Raw genomic sequence first — 20808 nt, forward strand, 5'->3', positions numbered from 1 at the left:
CCTCATAAGTAGGTTCAAGTGAGTCTAGCGGCAGCCTTCAGGTTGCGGCGCCGGTGCGTTGCATAGCACGAACAGCCGCGCCCTGGCGCCACCGCCGTCCTGGCGACTGAGTTCGCGCCAGCCGTTGGGCAGTGGCGCGAATTCATCCGGGGCTTCGTTGCTGCTGATCAACCATGCGCGCCGCGTTTGAGCAGGCAGTGCTGAGAGGCGGTCCAGATAGATGCGGCCACCGTCCTGGTCCACCAACGTGCCGAAGCCATAAGCATTCGGGCGGGTCGCGGTGCCGTCGGGTTTGGGCGGTGTGAAGAGCTGCAGTTGGGCGTCGGTCTGGTCGTAATACACGTAGCTGAGGTACCACATCATGTCGCTGAGGATGATGCGGTCGCCTTCCTGGTAGTTGCGATTGACGAACTCCACCGGCACGTTGAACTGGTCGTGTTCATCCACTTCAAAATTGTTCTTCAACCCCAGCAGTTCTACGCCCGCAAACAGCGCGAACAGCGCCACGCCCAGCCAGGACAAACGGGACGGCAAACGGTCGATGGCAAGCGCCAGGACAATCGGTAGGCCCAACGCATACACCGTGAGGTAGCGCTCGATAAACACCGGCGAGATAAAAGACACGCCATAGACCAGCAGCAGCGGCAGCAGGCAAAACAGTGCCGGCAGGCGCGCCGCGGGGTTGCGCCAGGCCGCCAGTACAACCACCACGGCCAGCAGCAGGGGGAACAGCCAGAACAGCGGCGGCCACAGGCCGAGACCGTCATCCTGCAGCAGGAACTGCCAGACCATCGACGGCAGGGACAGCAGGTTGACCGGCTCTTCCCAACCAATGTCGCCGCCGACTTTGAGCTGTTCGACGTGCTGCACCAAATCCAGCAGGCTGGGCAGCCAGGGCAGATACAACAACACTATCGCCACGTTGGCCGCCCACCAGGCAGGCCGGGTGATCAAGCGCTGACCTGGCGCCTGCAACCCCAGGTACACCCAATGCACCAGCACGCACAGCGCGGTGAAGTAGTGGGTATAGAACCCGGCGCTCATCAACAGCACATACACGGCCAAATAGCGCGTGCGTTCGGGCTGCCTCACCCAGTACACCAGCGCCAGCGTGGCGCCCAGCAGCCACACGCCGAGCAGCGAATACATACGCACTTCCTGGCTGTAGCGCACCGCCGTGGGCAGTAGAGCCAGCAGGATCCCCGCCAGCACGGCTGCGCGTCGGGTGGACAGTTGCCGTGTCAGCCAGATGCCCAGGCCCACGACGGCCACGCCGGGGATCGCACTCAGGCTGCGAATCGAGCCGATGCTGTCGCCGAACACCTCGATCCAACCGCGCAGCAGCAAGAAGTACAGCGGTGGGTGCACATCATGGGCCGCGTGAAACCACAGGTCGGCCAGGGCGTATTCGCTGAGCAACAGGCTGGAACCTTCGTCGCCCCAGATCGCCGCCGAGGTGAGGTGGTAAAACCGCAGGGCCATGGCCAGCGCCAGGATCGGCACCCACCACAGGCGGCTGAGCCAGCCGGCACCTTCCCAGCTCAAGCGATGGACGGTCGGCAATGCTCCCACTTTTTCGTTTTGCTCTACCACAGACCGACGCACCTCAATTCCCCCAGCATGACCCTGCTTGCCTATGCGCAAACACCGCCACTCTAGGCCAAAAGCCCTGGCCTCGCCGCTGGAATCGGACAAATCAGCAATTTGTGTAGGCCTTCACCGAAGCGCTCGTCGGATCAGGCTATTATTGCCCCTTCTCCAAGGACTCAGGATCAAGGAAACGTTATGCGTATCGGTTTGCTGTCACCTCTGGCCCTGGCCCTGCTGGCCGGTTTTTCCCTACCGGCCCAGGCCAGTTCTGACGACTCGTGCTACCCCGACTGGAGGGTATCGCGTGACGGCTACGAGCCGTGCAGCAACCAACCGTTTCTCAGCCCTGGCAACGACAGCCGGGTGAACCTGCGCCTGTTGCTGGCCGACAAAAAAGCCGCGCCCCTGGCCCCCAATGCCTTGGGCGAAGACGACTTGGCGCAAGGCTTCGGCCCGGTGCCGTTTCCGGTGTATCGCCTGGTGCCGGTTCCGGCCACGGCTGAGGAGCCGGATAACAAGGCTGACGATTCACGCACAGCCGAACTCGACACCCTGCTCCAGCCCCTGGGTATCAAGCGCGAGGAGTACACGACCGCAGGCCAGGCCTTCCTGAATGGCGAAGGCAGCCGTTGCCGCAGCAATGACGATGACAGCGCCACAGCGTTTATCAGCCAGGTGATCAAAGCCCAGATGCCGCCCGCCGAGCGCGATGTGTTGGTCAAAGCACGACTGCAGTTGCTGACCACCTGTGACTGGAGCCGCCAGGTGGTGGACGCGCAACTGACCCCGTCGGCCAATGCTCAGTTGTTTCGTACCTATTTGCAGGCCGCCGGCGATTTCTACAGCGGGCGCTTCGATTACGCCGAGCGCGGGTTCGCCGCTGCCTCCACCAGCGATGTGCCATGGCTGAAGGAAACGGCGCTGTACATGACTGCGCGTACTTCACTGAATCAGGCCCAGGCCGAAGCCTTCGACGAATACGGCATGCCGCAACGCGAGCATGTGGATAAGTCGGCCTTGAGCGATGCCGAAGAAGGTTTTCTCAGTTACCTGAAACATTATCCACAGGGCGATTACGTTGCGTCCGCCCGTGGCCTGTTGCGCCGCGTGCATTGGTTGGCGAACGACGACGCCAAGCTTGCCGAAGACTTCACCTGGCAATTTACCGAGGCCACCGACGCCCAGCGCAATGTGAGCGTGGACGAACTGGTGGAAGAGGCCGACCTCAAGTTACTGATGGTCGGCAACAAAGCGGCGAACAGCCCGATGCTGCAAGTGGTCAGCGACCTGATGGCGATGCGCGCCCACACCCCGCCGCTGTTGAGCCGCGAAGACCTGGATAAGCAAAAGGGTACCTTCGCCAATGAGCCAGCGCTGTTTGACTTCCTGCAAGCCAGCTACGCCCTGTACGTCGAACACCAACCCGACGCGGCCTTGAAACACCTGCCGGCGGATGTGCCGTCGAGCCTGGATTACTTCGCCTTCAGCCAACAGACCCTGCGCGCCCTGGCCCTGGAAGCCAAGCAGGACTGGAAAGGCGCCGAAGCCCTGTGGTTGCAACTGCTACCGCTGGCCAAGCAACCGCTGCAACGCGACCAACTGGAGCTGGCCCTGGCCATGAATTACGAGCGCAGCGGCCAATTGGCCAAGGTGTTCGCCGCCGACTCGCCGATCAGCGCCAAGCAAGTGCGCTACATCCTGCTGCGCAACGTCGCCGGCCCCGACCTGCTGCGCCAGCAGATCGCCAACGCCAGCGACCCGACCGAGCGCCAGAGTGCGCAATTCGTGCTGCTCTACAAAGACCTGCTGCGCGGCCAATACGCCACCTTCGCCGATGACCTCAAGCAGGCCTCGCTCTCTGACGACAAACTCGGCACCAGCCTGGGCTACACCTATACCAGCGGCCAGACCTTGAAGCTGTTCCAGTGGAATGGCGACAAGGCCGAATCCGGCTACGCCTGCCCAAGCATCGCGCAAACCGCCGCGACCTTGCAGGACGAGGCCAAAAACCCGCACGCCTTGAACTGCTTCGGCGAGTTCATCCTGCGCAATGGCCTGGACGGCATGCCCCTGGAACAACCCCGCGCCGCCGGCAGCCTGGGCAGCACCGCCTCGGACTTCAAGGGTGAAACCTTCTCGCGCCTGGACGGCTACAAACAGGTGATCGCCAACGCCAAGGCGCCGAAAACCGACAAGGCTTATGCGCTGTTCCGCGCCATCAATTGCTACGCGCCGGCCGGTTACAACAGCTGCGGCGGCGAAGACGTGGCGCCGGCGGTGCGCAAAGCCTGGTTCCGCCAACTCAAGAGCGGTTTTGCCGATACCCAGTGGGGCAAATCGCTGCAGTACTACTGGTGAAGCCGCTGTGGCTAGGCTTGCTCTTGCTGGCAAGCCCGGCCTTTGGCGCCGTTAACGCGGGCGACTACGACGCCTTCTGGCTGTGGAGCGGGGTCACACCCCAGCCAGTGATCAAGCAGGCAAAAACCCTGTACATCCTGCAAGGCCAGATCAACGCCACCCGCCGCGCGCCCCAGCGCGGCGTACAACTGATCGCCCAAGGCATGAGCGTGCCGCGCCTTACCCAAGGCCACGTCTGGGTGGTGTACCGCGCCCACACCCTGCGCTGGCCGGAACGGGTCTACACCCAGGTGCTGGGCCAGGTGCAACGCTGGCGAGACGCCGGCAACCCAGTGATCGGTATCCAGATCGACTTCGATGCTCGCACCCAATACCTGCACGAATACGCCGACTTCCTGCGCGACCTGCGCCAACGCCTGCCCGCCGACCTGCGCCTGAGCATCACCGGCCTGATGGACTGGAGCAGCAACGCCGACCCGGCCGCCATCGCCCAGCTCAAGGGCGTGGTGGATGAAGTGGTGGTGCAGACCTATCAAGGGCGTCACAGCATCCCGGATTACGCCGCGTATTTGCCGCGGATGAATCGGTTGGGGGTGCCGTTCAAGATTGGCTTGATTCAGGGCGGAGAGTGGCAAGAGCCGGGTTATCTGCGGGGCAATGAGTGGTTTCGGGGGTATGTGGTGTTTTTGCAGAATCTTTGAAGTTTGGTAACACCTGTAGGAGCGAGCTTGCTCGCGAAAAACGTCAACGATAACGCGTGTTTCCTGATTGAACGCGGCGCCTGTGAGTTTTTCGCGAGCAAGCTCGCGCCTACAAAAAGCCTTATCATCGAGCCGGTTTTTGCAGGTAGCCTTAGAGTTTTGGATGATATAAGTTACCTTTACCGCTTTAACGAGTGATATATCATGCAAGATACAGCCAAGCCCTACCCCCACAAAGGGTACATCTCAGAGAGAAGCGCTGAGCTGATGAGAGGTATCGGGAACGGTATCGAAATAGCCCGCATTCGTCGCCGATTGAAAATCTCGACCATATGCAGCCGCGCGGGCATTACACGGCAGACGTATCAGCGGCTGAGACAGGGCGAGGCCGGCGTATCCCTCGGCGTGCTGATGAACGTGCTGAGCGCGATGGACCTGGAAGAAGGTATGGCGAGCATCGCGTCACCAGAGCTTGACCAGGTTGGGATTACCATGAGCCTCGCCCGTGAGCCAGAGCGAATTCGTACTGAAGGAGAACCCGATGTCCTGGAAGCCGATTGGTAATGCCTTTGTTTTTTCAGCTCAAGGCGGATGCAGCAGGTCTACCCGCAGCCGGGCACAAGTTGGTAGAGGTCGCCGGCAAACCGGTGTTGATGGTCGAGCGTTTTGACCGACATGAAGGCGCTGGCCGCGAGCACTATGTCAGCTGCAACTCGTTGGTAAGCACTGAGAAGCCGAGAATGCGGGTTGATGCGGCTGACGGTGCCGTTTCATATTCCAGAATCGCCGACGTTTTGAAGAAGGTCAGCGATGATGCAACGTTGGATATGCGTGAGCTGTACAAGCGTATGGCTTTCAATGTGCTCATCGGCAATAGCGACGACCACCTGAAACAAACCGGGCTGCTGCTGACCAGCGCCTCGGGTTATTCCCTTGCGCCAGTATTTGACGTGTTGCCCCACCCTACCCAACTAGGCTTGCAGGCGCTCATCATCGGCAATGAAGGCCGGGTATCGTCTGTCAGTAATTTGCTGAGTACGCCTGAACGCTTTGGGTTGGGGGCGGATGAAGCAAGGTCCATCGTCACGGATATATATGCCGTCGTGCGAGAAGCCTCCGGCTTTTTCGAAGCGGCAGGCTGTAGCGGTGCCGAGGTACGCATGCTTTCCAATGTGTGTACACGATTTGCAGCGGACCTGGTGTAGGGCGGCAACAGAGCGCACCCTTGAAGGGTGCGCGCCGCAGCCAATATCACCTAAACGCTAAGTTACCAATCGTACGTCAGGCTCGACACCACCGTGCGTCCTTCCCCGTAGTAGCAATCCAGATCACTGGTGCACTGCGAGACGTAGGTCTTGTTGCTGAGGTTCTGCACGTTCATCGCCAGTTTCACGCCCTTGAGCTTGAGCGGCGAGGCGCCCAGGTCGTAGCTCAGGCTTGCATCGTAGACGCTGTAGGACGGCACATTAAAAGCGCCTTCGTAGTCGTCGCCCAGGCTTTGACGGGCATAACGCACGCCCAGGCCCGCGCCCAACCCTGCCAAGGGCGTGTCGCCGAGCACGGTGTAGTTGACCCACATCGAGGCGGTGAGTGGGGAGATGCCGGCCGGGTGGCGACCTTGGCGGCCATCGTTGTCCTTGGTGTATTTGACGTCATTGCGCGCAGCCGAGGCGACCACGTCCCAGGCATCGCTCAAGACCGCCTTGGCTTCCAGTTCAACACCTCGCGAGCGCAGGGCGCCGCTTTGGGTGCTGAAGGTGGTATCCACCGGGTTGGTGGTCAGCACGTTTTCCTGGTCCAGTTGGTACACAGAGGCCTGGATGAAGCTCTTCTGGCCCGGTGGCTGGAACTTCACGCCGACTTCGTACTGTTTGCCGGTGGACGGTTCGAAGGGTTTTCGGTTCGCATCGGTGCCGGCCAGCGGCAGGAAGGATTCCGAATAGCTGACGAAGGGCGACACGCCGTTATCGAACAGGTACACCAGGCCCGCACGGCCGGTGAATGCCTGGTCTTTGCTGGCAAAGCGGGTGTCCTGTATCGGCTCCTTGTTCACCACATTCGCCCAGTCGTAGCGGCCACCGAGTACCAGCACCCATTTATCCAGCTTGATCTGGTCCTGCAGATACAGGCCGGTCTGGGTAATGGTGCGGTCCCAGCGGTACGGTTGGCCGAAGTTCAAGGGCTGGCCGTACACCGGTTTGAACAGGTCGATGATCGGCGGGTTGCGGTCGTACAGGCCATGGAACTGCGAGTTGGAATGGTAGTAGTCCAGGCCAACGATGAAGGTGTGGGACAGTGCGCCCGTGTCGAATTCGGCCTGGGCGATGCTGTCCACGCCGAACACTTTGTTGGTCTGCGACCAGTCCACGCCGAAGCGCTGCAGGTAGCGCTGGTCCTGCACGCCGGTGTTGGGGTTGGCGACGAAGCGGTAGCCGTGCAATGGCGCGGTGTAGCGGTCGTCGACCTCGGCGTAACGGGCGTTTTGCTTGAGGGTCCAGATGTCGTTGAGGCGATGGGAAACTTCGTAGCCCAGCACGTATTGCTCGCGGTTGTACTGGTTGACGCCCGGCTCGCCGATAAACACATCGCGCTTGATCTTGCCGTTGGGGTTGTCCCACAGCGTGCCGGACGCCGGCAGGCCTTGGGCTTCGGGCACGCCTTTATCTTTCTGGTACTGGGCGAACAGGGTCAGGCTGGTGTCGTCGTTGGGGCGCCAGGTGAGGCTGGGGGCGATGAACTGGCGCTTGTTTTCGACGTAGTTGATTTCGTCTTGCGCATCATTCGCCAGGCCGGTCAGGCGGTAGAGAAACTGCCCCTCCTCGTCCAGCGGGCCGCTCAGGTCGATGGCCGCGCTTTTGTGTTCGTAGGTGCCGGCTTCCAGTACCACTTGGTGTATCGGCGTTTCGCTGGGGCGCTTGCTGACCATATTGACGATGCCGCCCGGCTGGTTCTGGCCGTAAAGCACGGACGCCGGGCCTTTGAGCACTTCGATGCGCTCCAGGGAATACGGTTCGATCTGCAACGCGCCCCCGGTGCTGCCACCGCCATAAGGCAGGTGCAGCCCGTCCAGGTACAGCGGCGTGGGCGAGAAGCCGCGTGACGTCGGCTCATCGAACAATTTGACTCGGTCGGCAAAGCCGCCGGCCGTCATGCCGGGGGTATAGAGCAGCGCCTGGGTGACACTCTGCGCTCCGCGCGCCTTGATCTCGGCGGCGGTGATCACGTTGATGGTCTGGGGGATTTCTACCAGCGCCGAGTCGGTCTTGCTGCCCGAGGCGCTGCGCTTGGCGACAATACCGTCCACCGGGCCCCAGGCGCTTTCCTGCTCCTGCCGACCACTGATCTGGGTCGCGCCCAACTGCAAGGCTGCGTCGCCGGAAAAGGCCTGCAACGACCAACCGCCCTGGGACTGCACCGCCGCCAAACCACTGCCCGCCAGCAAGCGCTGCAACCCCGAACCTACGCCGTAACGCCCTTTCAAGCCGGCGCTGCGCTTGCCGTCGGTGAGCGAAGCGTCAACCGACAGCAGGATGCCTGAGGCACTGGCGAAACGGTTCAACGCCTGGTCGAGGCTGCCCGCGGGAATGTCATAGCTGCGCAGCGCTTCGGTGCTTTCTTCGGCTTGAGCCATGCTCGGCAGTACAGGCGCCGTTGCCAGCAGGCCGGCAAACAGGCCACGACGCAGCGCGCGGGCCAAAGGTTGGATTGGGTGGTGCGACATGGCAGGACTCCCCGTGAGAACGCTTCTTGATTGGCTTTCAAGAGGTATCCCGAACGGGCCGCAGAAACCGACAAGCCCTGTACAAAGTATTTTCAGACCCGCGCCTTGATCGTTACCCAGTAACGGGTCACCGCCTGCACGTGCACGGGCAATGAACGCTCCAAGGCGGCGAGGATCGCGTCGGTGTCGTTCAGCGGGAACACGCCGGTCAACAGCAGGTTCGACACCGCCTGATCACAGCGCAACAGGCCCGGGCGGTAGCGACTCAGTTGCGCCACGAACTCACCCAACGGCTGGCGCTCGGCAACCAGACGGTGCTCGGTCCAACTGCTGGCATTGGCGCTCACCGTCGGCAACGCGGTGCTTTGGCGTGCGTTGAACCACAGGCTGTCCCCTGCCTGCATATGCACCGGCGTGCCCTGCAACGGCGTGACCCGCAGGCGACCTTCGTACAAATCCACACGGCTGCCGTCGGGTAATTCACGTACCGCAAAGCGCGTGCCCAACGCCTGTACATCACCGGCAGGCGTTTCGACGATCAGCGGGCGCGAGGCATCGTGGCCGCTGGTCAGCAAGACCTCGCCACGGATCAGCCGAATACGTCGTTCGGTAGCGCTGAAACGCAGGTCTACGGCGCTGTCACTGTTGAGGTCCAGTTGCGTGCCGTCGCTCAAGGTCATATGGCGAATTTCGCCCGTGGCGGTACGCAACTCTGCAAAGGCCGCTTGCCAGGGCTCGCTGCGTTGCACCAGATAGCCGCTGCCACCGGCCACCAACAACAGGCCGAGCAGTTTGAGCGCGGCACGGCGTTGGGTATCCGGGGTGTCGCGCAATACTGCGCGAGCGCTGTCGGCAGGTACGCCGCCTAGGGTGTGTTGCAGCTGCTGCAAGCGCTGCCAGGCGCGGCGGTGTTCCGGGTCAGCGGCCTGCCAGCGGGCAAACGCCTGGCGCTGCTCGCCCTTGAGCTCGCCGCCCCATTGCAGCATCAACCACTCGCTGGCTTGCTCGACAATCGCAGGGGCGATGGGCGCGTCGCGCTTCATTCTTCGTACACCACCTGGTAGCAGGCGACGATGGCGCGGGTCATGTACTTTTGCACCGAGCTGACGGTGACGCCCAGGCGCTCGGCGATTTGCGCATAGCTCAAGCCTTCGAACTGCGACAGCAAAAACGCACGGCGTACATTGTCGGGCATGCGGTCGAGCATGGCGTCGATCTGCATCAGGGTTTCGAGGATCAGCGCGCGGGTTTCCAGGGAAGGCGACTCGGGCTCGGGCAGGTGCGCGATGCTTTCCAGGTACGCACGCTCGATGCGCAGGCGGCGCCATTGGTCGATCACCAGGTTGCGGGCGATCTGCGCCAAGTAGCTTCGGCTTTCTTTGTCACCCGGGAAACGCCCGGCCACCAGCAGGCGCAGGAAGGTGTCCTGCGCCACATCGGCGGCCTGTTCGCGGTCGCCCAGGCGCTTGCGCAACCAGCCTTGCAGCCAGCCATGATGGTCGCGGTACAGGATGTGAAGCTGTTGCTGGCCGTCAGTCGCGCTGCCCATGAAAAGCTCAGAAGTGTTATTGAGAGCAATTATCATTACATCTTATTTGGCGACTGACAAAAACTCTTTGTTGCTCAGCGCCCAGCGGTCTGCAACGGGTACACCGACTCCCACCCTCCTCCCAACGCTTTGTACAGCCCGACCATGGCCAATGACACGCCGGTGGAGCTCTCTACCCACTGCTCCTGAGTCGCCAACAACGCACTCTGCACGGTGAGTACGTTGACGAAATCCGCCACGCCTTCGACGTACTGGTGTTGCGCGGTGGTCAGCGCAATTTGGTTCTGGCGCACGGCTTCCGCGAGGCTGTCGCGGCGCAGTTGGCTGGCGTTGTAGCGGGTCAGTTGGTCGTCGATTTCATGCCAGGCACGCAGCACGATTTGCTGGTAGGCCAGGGCCGCTTCCTGTTGCTGGGCTTCACGTAAATCCAGCATGCCTTGCAGGCGTCCGCCGTTGAACAGCGGCAGGCTCAACTGTGGGCCGAAGGCAAAGGCGCGGGAACCCCAAGAACCGAAATCCGAGAGCTGCATGGCTTGGGACCCCAGGCTGCCAGACAGGGTGATGCGCGGGTAGAAGTCACCCTTGGCCACGCCGATGCTGGCAGTGGCAGCGTGCAGGCGCGCTTCGGCCTGGCGGATGTCGGGGCGACGCTCGGCGAGTTCCGATGGCAGGCCGATCGCGACCTGGCGTTGGGTTTGCGGCACGGGAGCGTCTTTGGACAACTGCGCGTGCAAGGCCTGAGGCGGCTCGCCCATCAGCAGGCTCAGGGCGTTGATCAACTGGTCCTGGCGCTGCTGTAGATCCGGCAGGCGCGCTTCGATAGCCGCGACCTGGGCGGCGGCTTCGGCCACATCCAGGTCGGTGGCCACGCCGTCGGCCAACCGCAATTGCGAGAGCTTGAGGCTGTGGCGCGCTACGTCGAGGTTTTGCTCGGTGACAGCGCGGGTGTTTTGCACGCCGCGCAGTTGGATGTAGTCCTGGGCGGTCTCGGCCAGCACCGATAACAACACGGCGCGACGGTCGTTTTCGGCGACTTCCAGCGTGGCGTCGGCGGCCTCGGTTTCACGCTTGACCCGGCCCCAGAAATCCAGCTCCCAAGAGGCCGAGAAGCCCATGTCCCATTGGTTGAAGGCCGAGCGGCCATTCTCGCCGGAAGGGTCGTTCAAGCCTTTGCCGCTGTTGCGCTTGCGCTGGTAGGCGCCGCCGGCATCGACGTTGGGGTAGCGCTCGGCCGTGGTCACCTGGCGGATGGCGCGGCTTTGTTGCAGGCGGCTGCTGGCCAGTTTCAGGTCGAGGTTATCGTTGAGGGCGCGGCGCGTAAGGGCCGAGAGCTGCTCATCGTGGAACACGTCCCACCAGCGTTCCTGCAAGGGGTCGCTGACGGCGCGGCTGGCGGCCTGGCGGCCCTGGGGTTCGCTCCACTGGCCGACGCGCGAGGCATCGGGCCGTTGGAAATCCGGGCCGACCGTGCAGGCGCTCAGGCTGATAAGGCTCAGGGTGAGCCAGGCGAGGTGTCTCATTGCTGGGCCACCTCACGCTGCTGCTCAACGGGCCGGGTATCGACGCTGGCTTCTACCGACATGCCCACGCGCAGGCGCTCGGTCAGTGGCTGGTTCGGCTCAAGCACGATCTTCACCGGAATACGCTGCACCACCTTGGTGAAGTTGCCGGTGGCGTTGTCGGGTTTGACCGAGGCGAAGGTCACCCCGGTGGCAGGCGCCAGGCTTTCCAGATGGCCTTTGAGCAGTTCGCCGTCAAGGCTGTCGACGCTGACTTGCACCGCTTGCCCTGCGTGCATATGCGACAGTTGAGTCTCCTGGAAATTGGCCACCACATAGGCTTCAGAAAGCGGCACCACCGCAAGGATCTTGCTACCCGGTGTCACGTAAGCGCCGACCCGTACCGCACGCTCACCGACCATGCCATCCACCGGTGCGACAATACGCGTGTAAGACAGCTGATAACTGGCCATTTCCAGCGCGGCCTGGGCGCGTTTGAGCCCACCTTCGGCGGCATCACGTTGGGCGGTGAGGATCTCCACCTGCTTGCGTTCGGCGGCCAGCACGGCGGTGGATTTAGCCAGACGCGCAGTGGCCTGATCGATGCGTGTCTTGGCTTGCTGGGCGTTCTGCACGGTGCCCGCACCGACGCCGGCGAGGTGGTTGTAGCGGTTCAGTTCATGCTCGGCAAACGCCACTTCGGCGCGATCCGCTGCCACCGTAGCCTGGGCCTGGGCGATCACCGAGCTTTGGCGCTCCAGGGTCGCGCTGGCGTTTTTCAGCTGGGCCTGGGCGACCAGGGTGTCGGCATCGGCGGCCTGGGCGGCGGCGCGAAAATCGCGGTCGTCGATCAACGCCAGCAGTTGCCCGGCTTTGACACGCTGGTTGTCTTCTACCAGCACCTCCTTGATGAAGCCGGCAACGCGGGGAGCGACCAGGGTGAAATCAGCCGCGACGAAGGCGTCGTTGGTGGTCTGGTGCTTGCTGCCCAGTACGCCCGGCGCAACCAGGTAAACCAGCACGCCGACGGCAAATACAGCAATAACGGAGACGGCAATTTTGTCTTTGCGTTTCATGGAAAGTCCTTGTGGTCAGGCCGGAGCGCGAGGCGGATAGATCCGCGTGGGCATCCAGAAAATCAGCAGGATCAACGCCACCGCGACACCGGCCATGACGACGTAAAGATCCGAAGAGGTCAGCACCACGGTCTGCTCGTGCAAGCGGTGGGCGAGGCCCGGCGCGTCAGCGTCGGCAAGGGGCGAATTGCCCAGGCGGTCCACCAACATGGTTGAATGGAAATGCCCGCGCTGGGTGGTCAATGTATCCAGCACCGCAGTGGCGATCACAGCAGCCAGGCCCTTGACGGTGTTAAACCAGGCCGAGGCGAACGGCCCTTCGATGGGTTGAATACTGCCGGTGGACAGCATCAGCAGCGGCAACACGGCCATCGGCCGGCCGAAAATCTGCAGCAGGTACCAGCCATAAAAGTCGTCGCGAATCCACGCCGAAGTCAGGTGTGAACTGCCGAGGCAGCACAGCGCCAACATGCTCAGGCCAATGCCCAGCACCCAGCGGCAATCGACCCAGCGCAGGTTGCACAGCGCCGCCACCAGCGGCAGCGCGATCAACTGCGGCAACGCCATCAGCAGCATCACCGGTGCGGTCTGCAGCGGCCGGTAGCCCTGGACCTGGGCGAGGAAAGTGGACGGGATGATGATCACCGAGGTCAGCACCATCAGCACGCCGGCCAGTACGATCAGGGCAAACGCCAGGTTGCGCAGGCCGAGCATCTGCAAGTTGAAGAAGGGCAGCGGCTGCGACCATTCGTTGAGCATGAACAGCACCAGCAACAGCGTGCCGCCACTCAGCAGGAAGGTAATCAGGCCCGACTCGAACCAGTCCAAGCGATTGCCTTGCAACAGGCCGATCACCAGCATGCAGACCGCCGGGAAGCCCAATAGCAACCCACGCCAGTTGAACTGCTTGAAGCGTTCCAGGCGCAGCGGGTCTTGTGGCAAGCCGTAGGCCACGGCCGCCATGGCCAGCAGGCACGGCGCGACGATCTGCCAGAACGCCCACTGCCAGCCGACGTATTCGGTCCACAACGCCGCCAGCGGTGTGCCAAGGCTTGGACCGAAGGTGGCGGTGAGTGCGTAACCGGCCAACCCGTACAACTTGACGTTGGCTGGCAAGAAACGCAGCGCCACGGTCATCAACATCGGCGGCAGCGCGCCACCAGCCAAGCCTTGCACGGTGCGCAGCAGCAACAGGCTTTCGTAGTTGGGTGCGAACGGGCAGAGGATGCCCAGCACGGTGAACAAGCCGATGGCGCACAGCGTGAAACGACGCAGGGAAAACGTCACCGAGCACCACGGCGCGAAGGCCATGGCCGCGACCGAAGTGGCGGTGTAGGCCGCGACCAGCCAGGTGCCTTCGTCAAAGCCGATGTACAGCGCACCGCGGATATCGGCGAGGGCGACCTTGGTGACCATCTCGTTGAGACCCGAGACCAGTACCGCCAGCAATACGCCGAGCAGCCCGATGATGATGCGCGGGCCGAACACGGGTGGGCTCAGGGCCGTAGGTTTGGCTGCGGCCTGGACAGCGGGGGCAGCGAGGGACGTCATGAACAGGTAACTCGGAATGAGAAATACCCGAGCAGTTTAATCAGGCACTCTCATGACAAAAAGTTACTTGTTGGCAGGTTATAAGTGCGTCAGACGCAACTTTTAACATCAACACTGAACCCCGTGGGAGCTGGCTTGCCTGCGATAGCGCCAGTTCAGTAAGAGATTCAGTGACTGACACGCCGCCTTCGCAGGCAAGCCAGCTCCCACATTCATCCGCGTTCGCGTTATACCGGCTGAGCTTCTAGCCAGGTGGCATGACAGCTTTCGCGCATGGTTTCACGCAGCCATTTATGGGCCGGGTCTTTGTCGAAGCGTGGGTGCCAGGATTGCGCCAGGACCAGGGTTGGCAATGAAATCGGCAAGGCGAACGCGCGCAGTGGCAGGTTCAGACGTTTGGCGCTCAGGAGGGCTTCCTTGGGCACCGGCAGCAGCAGGTCGGAATCGGGCAGCATGAACATCGCACCGTGAAAGCCTGGGGCGATCATGGCCACACGGCGCTCCAGGCCTTGGGCATTCAACGCGGTGTCGATGGGCCCACGGGCGATGCCGCGGCGCGAGATGCTGATGTGGGAGTAGCTGGCAAACCGCGCCGCCGTGATTTCTTCGTCGAACAACGGGTGGTCTTGCCGTGCCAGGCCGACAAAGGTGGTGGAGAACAGGTTTTGCACCTTCACTTCCGGGCTGGCGGGCATGGTGTTGCTCACCCTCAAGTCCAAACGCCCTTCGCGCAGGGCTTCATCGTCGGTGTCGCCTTCGGGCACGAAGCGCAGCTCGCACAGCGGCGCCATGCGCTCCATGGTGTCGAACAGCCGCCCGCCATACACGCCGATGAAAAAGTCATTGGCGCGCACGCTGAAGCGGCGGCGCAAGGTGCTCAAATCAACCTGGTCCGCCGAACGGAACAACAACGCAGCCTGCTCCACCACGTTGCGCACCTGGCCTTGCAGCTCAAGCGCCTTGGGCGTCGGCACCAGGCCACGGCCGGCACGTACCAGGATCGGGTCACCGACCGCTTCGCGAATACGCGTGAGGGTACGGCTCATGGCGGCTGGGCTGAGGTTCATCCGCCGTGCGGCGCCCACCACACTGCCCTCATCGAGCAACGCGTCGAGGGCGACCAGCAGGTTCATGTCCGGTAGTTGCATGCCAAGCACTCGTGGTCGATAGGGAGTGAACTGGGCGCAATCGTAGCAGCAATCAGACCGAACACGCAGGCACGTAAACGATTACTCGCGGGAATCGAAAGAGTACGGGGACGGCAAGGTGGCGGGTTTCGGGTTGTCGGGAAAACACTCGAGAATCGAAAAGTCTTCCGGCACCTCCGCACGTTTTAACACGTAAGCTTTCTTCTCCAACGAGAACTCCTGGAGCTTGGGAGCCAGCAGCACTCTACGCTGTTCAGGCCCCAGGAAAATTGCGCTGTACTGCCGGTCGTCGATACCTGCGCAACGAAACGTATCATTGAAGTCTGTCGTGTGAGCCGTACGGTACAAGATCTCGGCACGGCGCTCCGGCGACAAGTTGCTACTGATAAACAACGCACCAATACCGCAGGTAATCAGTGCAGTTATTGCTGGAACCACCACACCCCATTTTTCCTCGGCAGAGCTCGCGCTTTCGAAATAACTGCCCATACAGATCAGCACTAAAATACATGCAGTGATCAGCACGACACCGATACAAGGCCAAAACATCAGCTTGGCCATGTGAAGAGTTGTGCCAGCGATCATTGTCAAAGGAAAAGCGGATGCATCCACATGGAAAATTGCATTAACGTCGGCTACCGCCCGCAGCCGTCCTACGTAACCTAATGTGGCAAGCAAAAAGCCCCAGAAAATAACAGTGACTTTGAAGTCCTTGAAAAGCCGCTCGAGGACTTTTTCAATAAACGCCAGTACCACATAAAAACCTGTTGCCACCGAACAAGCCAGTAGTAAAAAAGCCGTGTCGGCTGACACGTAATTTTCCTTGATCAGCCCGGAAAAACCGAAAAGCATAAGTAGCGAAACGACGGAGATAATGGTCAACGTGTTCTTGTTTGATGCGTGCATAGCCCTGTTCCAACCACAAAGTTTTCTCGTTATCGCCATCGGCTGAAGTACTACAAGCTTTAGGGGCCGATGCCTGGCTAGAAAGGCGCATCCCCCTGAATTGTGGTACGGAACAATTTGCGCCGCAGGTGGCTTGGGCAACCGGCGGCCAGGTGGATCAGCGAGCGGTTGTCCCAGAACACCAGGTCGTGGGGCTGCCACTGATGACGGTAGATGTTTTCCGGCAGCACGCTGTGGGCATAGAGCTGGGCCAGCAGGTCACGGCTTTCGTCATCGGGCAGGCCGACGATACGGGTGGTGAAACCCTCGCTGACGAACAGCGCCTTGCGGCCGTTTTCCGGGTGGGTGCGCACAATGGGGTGCACCACTTCGACAACCTGGGCGAGCTGTTCCGGGGTAAGGGTTGGGCGCCAGTTGCCTTCGAATTTGGTTTCGCTGTAGCGCGCGGTGTAGGAGTGCGCGGCGCTGCGGCCTTCGACGGCATTGCGCAGGTGGCCGGGCAGTTGCTCCCAGGCTTTGTGCATGTCGGCGAACAGGGTGTCGCCGCCTTCAGAGGGCAGTTCCTGGGCGTGCAGCATCGAGCCCAGGCTGGGCAGTTCTTTGTATGACAGGTCCGAATGCCAGAACTTGCCCGCATCCCCCAGGCCGATCGATTGGCCGTTCTCGATGATGTTGGAGACGATCAGGATTTCGGGGTGGTTGGCCAGCAGGAACTGTTTAAGCACATGGATCTGCAACACACCGAAACGGCGGCTGAAGGCGATCTGTTGTGCGGGGGTGATGCGTTGGTCGCGGAACACGATGACGTGGTGGTCCAGGTGCGCACGGTGGATGCGGGCGAAGTCCTGGTCGTTGACTGGGCGAGATAAGTCCAGGCCGATGATCTCGGCGCCGACACTGCCGGGGAAGGGGCGGATGTCGAAGGTTTGGGGGGCGGTGGTGGCAGACATTGGATTCATTCCCGGCGGACAGGGGAGTGAATTTATAGGTATAACAACCGGATTTTAAATACTGTTAGAGCATATTGATATGGCGTTTTGAGGTAGGCAGTTTATACGCGGTGGCGCTGATGGCCCTTTCGCGAGCAAGCCCGCTCCCACATTTGGAAAGCATTCCAAAGTGGGAGCGGGCTTGCTCGCGAAGGCGTCAGTACGGCGATAAAGATCAACGCTCGTGCAACGCCTCTGCCCGTGCCTTGATGATCGGCTTGAGCAGGTAGCTGAGGATGCTTTTCTTGCCGGTGATAATATCCACCGAAGCAACCATGCCGGGGATGATCAACAGCGGCTTCTCGTCCGTGCCCAGATGGCTGCGATCAGTGCGCAGGGTGATCATGTAGTAGGTGGTCTTCTTGTCTTCATCGGTGATGGTGTCGGCACCGATGCGTTCGAGCTTGGCTTTCAGCCCGCCGTAGATGGTGTAGTCATACGCGGTGAACTTGACCACCGCTTCCTGCCCAGGGTGCAGGAAGGCGATGTCTTGCGGGCGGATCTTGGCTTCTACCAGCAAGGTGTCGTTCAGCGGCACGATTTCGACCATGTCGCTGCCAGGCTGGATCACACCGCCAACGGTGTTGACCAGCAACTGCTTGACGATCCCGCGCACTGGTGAGGTGACCAGGGTACGGCTGACTCGGTCTTCCAACGCGCGCCCGGTGGACTCGGCCTTGTTCAGTTCAGTACGGGCTTCGTTGAGTTGGGTCAGGGCTTCGCTGCGGAATTTGCCACGGGTTTCATCGATCTTGCGTTGCACTTCCTTGATCGCTGATTCCGCACGCGGGATTGCCAGGGTGGTGGCATCCAACTGCCCACGGGTTTCCATTTCGGCGCGCTTGAGGCGCAGCACTTCTACCGGCGACACCGCACCCTGGGCCACCAACGGCTCGGACATGTTGATTTCCTGGCGTTGCAGGGACAACTGGCTGCGGTATTGGCCCTGCTTGGAGGTGAACTCGCGCAGTTCCTGTTGGCGCTGGACGAGTTGCTCCTGCAAGCCGCCGACTTCGTCTTTCAACTGCTGGCGGCGGCTTTCATACAAGGAGCGCTCGTTGGCGGCCTGGCTCGGCGCGGCCTTGAGCACGTCGTCGGGGATGTTCAGCGGGCGGTCATCCACCTGCGCGCTCAAACGCTCGACGCGCAGCTGCATGGCCAGGCGCAGGGCTTCGGTTTCGCCGGCGTTGGAGACAAACCGCGTGTCGTCGAGACGAATCAACGGCGCGCCGGCCTCTACGATCTGGCCTTCCTTGACGTACAGCTCGGCGACGATACCGCCTTCCAGGTTCTGGATTTTCTGCAATTTGGACGACGGAATCGCCTTGCCATCGCCACGGGTCACTTCGTCGATCTGGGAGAAACCGGCCCACACCACCAGGAATATAAAGAACGCGATAATCGCCCAGATGGTCAGGCGGATCACCCGCGGCGCATCTTCGATCAGCGCCTTGTTGACCTCGGGTAGCGGCTGGCCCTGCAGCGAATCGGAGCCTTTGAAGTAGCGGCCGACCGCACTCTTGATGGAGTTAAGCAACACTGATCTGCCCCTTCTTCAACGCTTCCATGACCACGGCTTTCGGGCCGTCCGCGAGAATCTGCCCACGATCGACCACCAACAGGCGGTCCACCAGCGAGAGCAGTGAGGCTCGGTGCGTGACCAGCACCACGGTCTTGTTTTGCACCACGGCTTGCAGGCGTTGTTTCAAGCGTTCTTCACCGGTGTTGTCCATGGCGCTGGTGGGTTCGTCCAGCAACAGCATGGGCGGGTTGAGCAGCAGCGCACGGGCCAGGGCAACGTTCTGGCGCTGGCCGCCGGACAGGTTCTGCCCACGCTCGCCGACTTGCAGTTCGTAGCCTTGGGGATGCAGGCGGGCAAATTCGTGCACGCCAGCCAGTTCGGCAGCTTGCAGGACCATTTCATCCTCGACGTAGCGCGCACCGGATACCAGGTTGTCGCGCAGGGTGCCGGCCAGCAATTGAATATCCTGGGCCACATAGCCGATGTTGTGACGCAGCTCGCTCACGTCGATCTGGCGCACGTCCACGCCATCCACCAGCAAGGAGCCGGAGTCGGGCTGGTAAAGGCCGACGATCAACTTGGCCAGGGAGCTTTTGCCCGAGCCGCTGCGGCCGATGATGCCGATTTTTTCCCCTGGTTTGATCACCAGGTTGATGTTTTTCAGCGCCGGGTTCTGCTGGTTCGGGTAAGTGAAGTTCAGGCCCCGGCACTCGATGGCGCCTTGCAGGGTGCGACGGCTCATGGGGCGCTCTTCGAAGTTGCGCTCCTGGGGCAGCTCCATCATCTGGTCCACCGAGGTCATGGTGACCTTGGCTTGCTGGTAGCGCGTGAGCAGGCCCGACAACGAGGCCAGCGGGCTCAAGGCACGGCCACTGAGCATGTAGCAGGCAATCAGGCCGCCCATGCTGAGGTTGCCGTCGATGATCTGGTACACGCCGAACACGATCATGATTACGCCAGCCAGTTGCTGGATCAGCAGCGTCATGTTCATCGACAGGCCCGACAGCAACTTCACCCGCAGCTCAAGCCGGCTCAGGGTGCCGATGGTCTGTTCCCAGCCGTACTGACGCTCGCTCTCGGCGTTGTTGACCTTGACCGCATCGAGCCCGGCGAGGGTTTCGATCAGGCTCGACTGGCGCTCGGCGGCCAGCGCCATGGTGCGCTCCATGGTCGCGACCAGGGGCTTCTGCAAGGCGTAGCCAATGCCCAGGGCCAGCGGGAATGCCAACACCGGAATCCACACCAGGTGCCCGCCGAGGATGGCGATGACCAGGAAGATCAGCAGCGTAAACGGCAGGTCGATCAGGCTGGTGAGGGTCAAAGACGCGAGGAAGTCGCGCAGGCTTTGAAACTCGTGGATGTTCTGCGCGAAGCTGCCGACCCGCGCCGGGCGGTACTTCATGGACATGCCGACGATACGCTCGAACAACGTGGCCGAGATGATCAGGTCGGTTTTTTTACCGGCCAGGTCCAGGCAAAGGCTGCGCAGGCTTTTGAGGATCAGGTCGAACAGGTAGGCACCGCAGATGCCCACGGCCAGCACCCACAGGGTGGCGGTGGCCTGGTTCGGCACGACGCGGTCGTACACGTTCATCACGAACAGCGGCGCGGCCATGGCGATGATGTTGATCAGGAAGCTGGCGGCGATGGCGTCGGTGTAGAGCCAGCGCGAACGCATGAGGGTGTCACGGAACCACGAGCGCGCCCGTGGAATCAGGCTGCCGTGGTTGACGTCGAATTTGTGTTGCGGCTGTGCAAAGAAGACTTTGCCGATGTAGTCGTCGGCCAATGCTTCGCGCTTGATCAGCACTTCACCGCCGTCGCTTTCACTGAGCAGGATCCGCGCTTGATCTTCGCCCTGCCAGCCGACCAGCACGGTACTGCGACCGTCCTTGAGCAACAGCAGCGCCGGCAATGCAATGGTCGGGATCTGATCCAGCTTGCGTTGCAGCAGCCGGCCTTGCAGCCCGGCCCGCGCAGCGGCACGCGACAGCAACTCGGCACTCAAACGTTGCGAAGGCAGCGGCAGGCCGGTGGTGAGCATGGCCGCACTGGCCGGTTTCTGATGCAGGGCGCAGAGCGCCAACAACCCGTCGAGTAACGGGTCATCGTGCAGTGCGCGTGGATCATGACTGAGATGAACTCGACTGACTTCAGGTTCCACGCGGCGCACTCTCGACTAACAGATGGGGCTATTG

The 20808-nt window shown here is 61.7% G+C and carries 16 protein-coding genes; 4 read left to right on the top strand and 12 right to left on the bottom strand.

What is annotated here, in order from left to right; all coding sequences use genetic code 11:
• Positions 1–24 precede the first annotated feature (24 nt).
• Entirely contained in the window at positions 25–1605 is a 1581-nt protein-coding gene (locus MF6394_RS18015) for a glycosyltransferase family 39 protein (protein ID WP_069557438.1), read from the bottom strand.
• Between the two features lie 180 nt (positions 1606–1785).
• Between MF6394_RS18015 and MF6394_RS18020 the strand changes: the two genes are divergently transcribed.
• From MF6394_RS18020 to MF6394_RS18040, 4 genes are all read left to right on the top strand, one after another.
• Positions 1786–3948, top strand: a complete 2163-nt coding sequence (locus tag MF6394_RS18020) for an outer membrane assembly lipoprotein YfiO (protein ID WP_078467196.1) — start codon at positions 1786–1788, stop codon at positions 3946–3948.
• Positions 3945–4649, top strand: coding sequence for a DUF3142 domain-containing protein (locus tag MF6394_RS18025; protein ID WP_047712284.1), 705 nt, complete (start codon positions 3945–3947; stop codon positions 4647–4649). Before MF6394_RS18020 ends, MF6394_RS18025 begins: the two co-directional genes overlap by 4 nt.
• Positions 4650–4853: 204 nt before the next feature.
• Positions 4854–5213 (top strand): helix-turn-helix domain-containing protein, encoded by a 360-nt coding sequence (locus MF6394_RS18035; RefSeq protein WP_078467198.1) that lies wholly within the window; start codon positions 4854–4856, stop codon positions 5211–5213.
• Positions 5213–5854 (top strand): type II toxin-antitoxin system HipA family toxin, encoded by a 642-nt coding sequence (locus MF6394_RS18040; RefSeq protein WP_238597302.1) that lies wholly within the window; start codon positions 5213–5215, stop codon positions 5852–5854. The genes MF6394_RS18035 and MF6394_RS18040 overlap by 1 nt, the downstream gene beginning before the upstream one ends.
• A 62-nt stretch (positions 5855–5916) precedes the next feature.
• Here the strand turns inward: MF6394_RS18040 and MF6394_RS18045 are convergent, their stop codons facing one another.
• The 11 genes from MF6394_RS18045 to MF6394_RS18095 all read right to left on the bottom strand — a co-directional run bounded on the left by MF6394_RS18045 (position 5917) and on the right by MF6394_RS18095 (position 20774).
• Entirely contained in the window at positions 5917–8370 is a 2454-nt protein-coding gene (locus MF6394_RS18045; protein WP_078467199.1) for a TonB-dependent siderophore receptor, read from the bottom strand.
• A 92-nt stretch (positions 8371–8462) separates the two neighbouring features.
• Complete coding sequence (locus MF6394_RS18050; protein ID WP_047712281.1) at positions 8463–9413, bottom strand: FecR domain-containing protein; 951 nt, start codon at positions 9411–9413, stop codon at positions 8463–8465.
• Entirely contained in the window at positions 9410–9919 is a 510-nt protein-coding gene (locus tag MF6394_RS18055; RefSeq protein ID WP_003187450.1) for a sigma-70 family RNA polymerase sigma factor, read from the bottom strand. The genes MF6394_RS18050 and MF6394_RS18055 overlap by 4 nt, the downstream gene beginning before the upstream one ends.
• 74 nt (positions 9920–9993) lie before the next feature.
• A complete protein-coding gene (locus MF6394_RS18060) occupies positions 9994–11439 on the bottom strand; it encodes an efflux transporter outer membrane subunit (RefSeq protein WP_047712280.1) in 1446 nt (481 codons plus the stop codon).
• A complete protein-coding gene (locus MF6394_RS18065; RefSeq protein WP_014716373.1) occupies positions 11436–12494 on the bottom strand; it encodes an HlyD family secretion protein in 1059 nt (352 codons plus the stop codon). Before MF6394_RS18065 ends, MF6394_RS18060 begins: the two co-directional genes overlap by 4 nt.
• A gap of 15 nt (positions 12495–12509) precedes the next feature.
• A complete protein-coding gene (locus MF6394_RS18070; protein WP_078467200.1) occupies positions 12510–14045 on the bottom strand; it encodes an MFS transporter in 1536 nt (511 codons plus the stop codon).
• Positions 14046–14272: 227 nt separating this feature from the next.
• Positions 14273–15193: a LysR family transcriptional regulator gene (locus MF6394_RS18075; RefSeq protein WP_032894244.1), complete on the bottom strand. Its 921-nt coding sequence runs from the start codon at positions 15191–15193 to the stop codon at positions 14273–14275.
• A gap of 81 nt (positions 15194–15274) precedes the next feature.
• Complete coding sequence (locus MF6394_RS18080; protein WP_078467201.1) at positions 15275–16099, bottom strand: hypothetical protein; 825 nt, start codon at positions 16097–16099, stop codon at positions 15275–15277.
• A gap of 77 nt (positions 16100–16176) precedes the next feature.
• On the bottom strand, positions 16177–17049 hold the full coding sequence (locus MF6394_RS18085) for a TauD/TfdA dioxygenase family protein (RefSeq protein WP_078467202.1): 873 nt from the start codon (positions 17047–17049) through the stop codon (positions 16177–16179).
• Between the two features lie 214 nt (positions 17050–17263).
• The gene (locus MF6394_RS18090; protein WP_032894247.1) at positions 17264–18628 is read right to left on the bottom strand and encodes an HlyD family type I secretion periplasmic adaptor subunit; all 1365 of its coding nucleotides are present in this window, start codon (positions 18626–18628) and stop codon (positions 17264–17266) included.
• The gene (locus MF6394_RS18095; RefSeq protein WP_003187441.1) at positions 18618–20774 is read right to left on the bottom strand and encodes a type I secretion system permease/ATPase; all 2157 of its coding nucleotides are present in this window, start codon (positions 20772–20774) and stop codon (positions 18618–18620) included. The genes MF6394_RS18090 and MF6394_RS18095 overlap by 11 nt, the downstream gene beginning before the upstream one ends.
• Positions 20775–20808: the final 34 nt, after the last annotated feature.

It is taken from the genome of Pseudomonas sp. MF6394, from assembly GCF_002018845.1.
Taxonomy (GTDB): Bacteria; Pseudomonadota; Gammaproteobacteria; order Pseudomonadales; family Pseudomonadaceae; genus Aquipseudomonas; species Aquipseudomonas lactis.

What these genes read in the sequence shown, in the direction of transcription:
- MF6394_RS18020 (WP_078467196.1), top strand. Translation starts at nt 1,786, where the DNA reads ATGCGTATCGGTTTGCTGTCACCTCTGGCCCTGGCCCTGCTGGCCGGT.
- MF6394_RS18035 (WP_078467198.1), top strand. Translation starts at nt 4,854, where the DNA reads ATGCAAGATACAGCCAAGCCCTACCCCCACAAAGGGTACATCTCAGAG.
- MF6394_RS18040 (WP_238597302.1), top strand. Translation starts at nt 5,213, where the DNA reads ATGCCTTTGTTTTTTCAGCTCAAGGCGGATGCAGCAGGTCTACCCGCA.
- MF6394_RS18045 (WP_078467199.1), bottom strand. Translation starts at nt 8,370, where the DNA reads ATGTCGCACCACCCAATCCAACCTTTGGCCCGCGCGCTGCGTCGTGGC.
- MF6394_RS18050 (WP_047712281.1), bottom strand. Translation starts at nt 9,413, where the DNA reads ATGAAGCGCGACGCGCCCATCGCCCCTGCGATTGTCGAGCAAGCCAGC.
- MF6394_RS18055 (WP_003187450.1), bottom strand. Translation starts at nt 9,919, where the DNA reads ATGGGCAGCGCGACTGACGGCCAGCAACAGCTTCACATCCTGTACCGC.
- MF6394_RS18060 (WP_047712280.1), bottom strand. Translation starts at nt 11,439, where the DNA reads ATGAGACACCTCGCCTGGCTCACCCTGAGCCTTATCAGCCTGAGCGCC.
- MF6394_RS18065 (WP_014716373.1), bottom strand. Translation starts at nt 12,494, where the DNA reads ATGAAACGCAAAGACAAAATTGCCGTCTCCGTTATTGCTGTATTTGCC.
- MF6394_RS18070 (WP_078467200.1), bottom strand. Translation starts at nt 14,045, where the DNA reads ATGACGTCCCTCGCTGCCCCCGCTGTCCAGGCCGCAGCCAAACCTACG.
- MF6394_RS18075 (WP_032894244.1), bottom strand. Translation starts at nt 15,193, where the DNA reads ATGCAACTACCGGACATGAACCTGCTGGTCGCCCTCGACGCGTTGCTC.
- MF6394_RS18080 (WP_078467201.1), bottom strand. Translation starts at nt 16,099, where the DNA reads ATGCACGCATCAAACAAGAACACGTTGACCATTATCTCCGTCGTTTCG.
- MF6394_RS18085 (WP_078467202.1), bottom strand. Translation starts at nt 17,049, where the DNA reads ATGTCTGCCACCACCGCCCCCCAAACCTTCGACATCCGCCCCTTCCCC.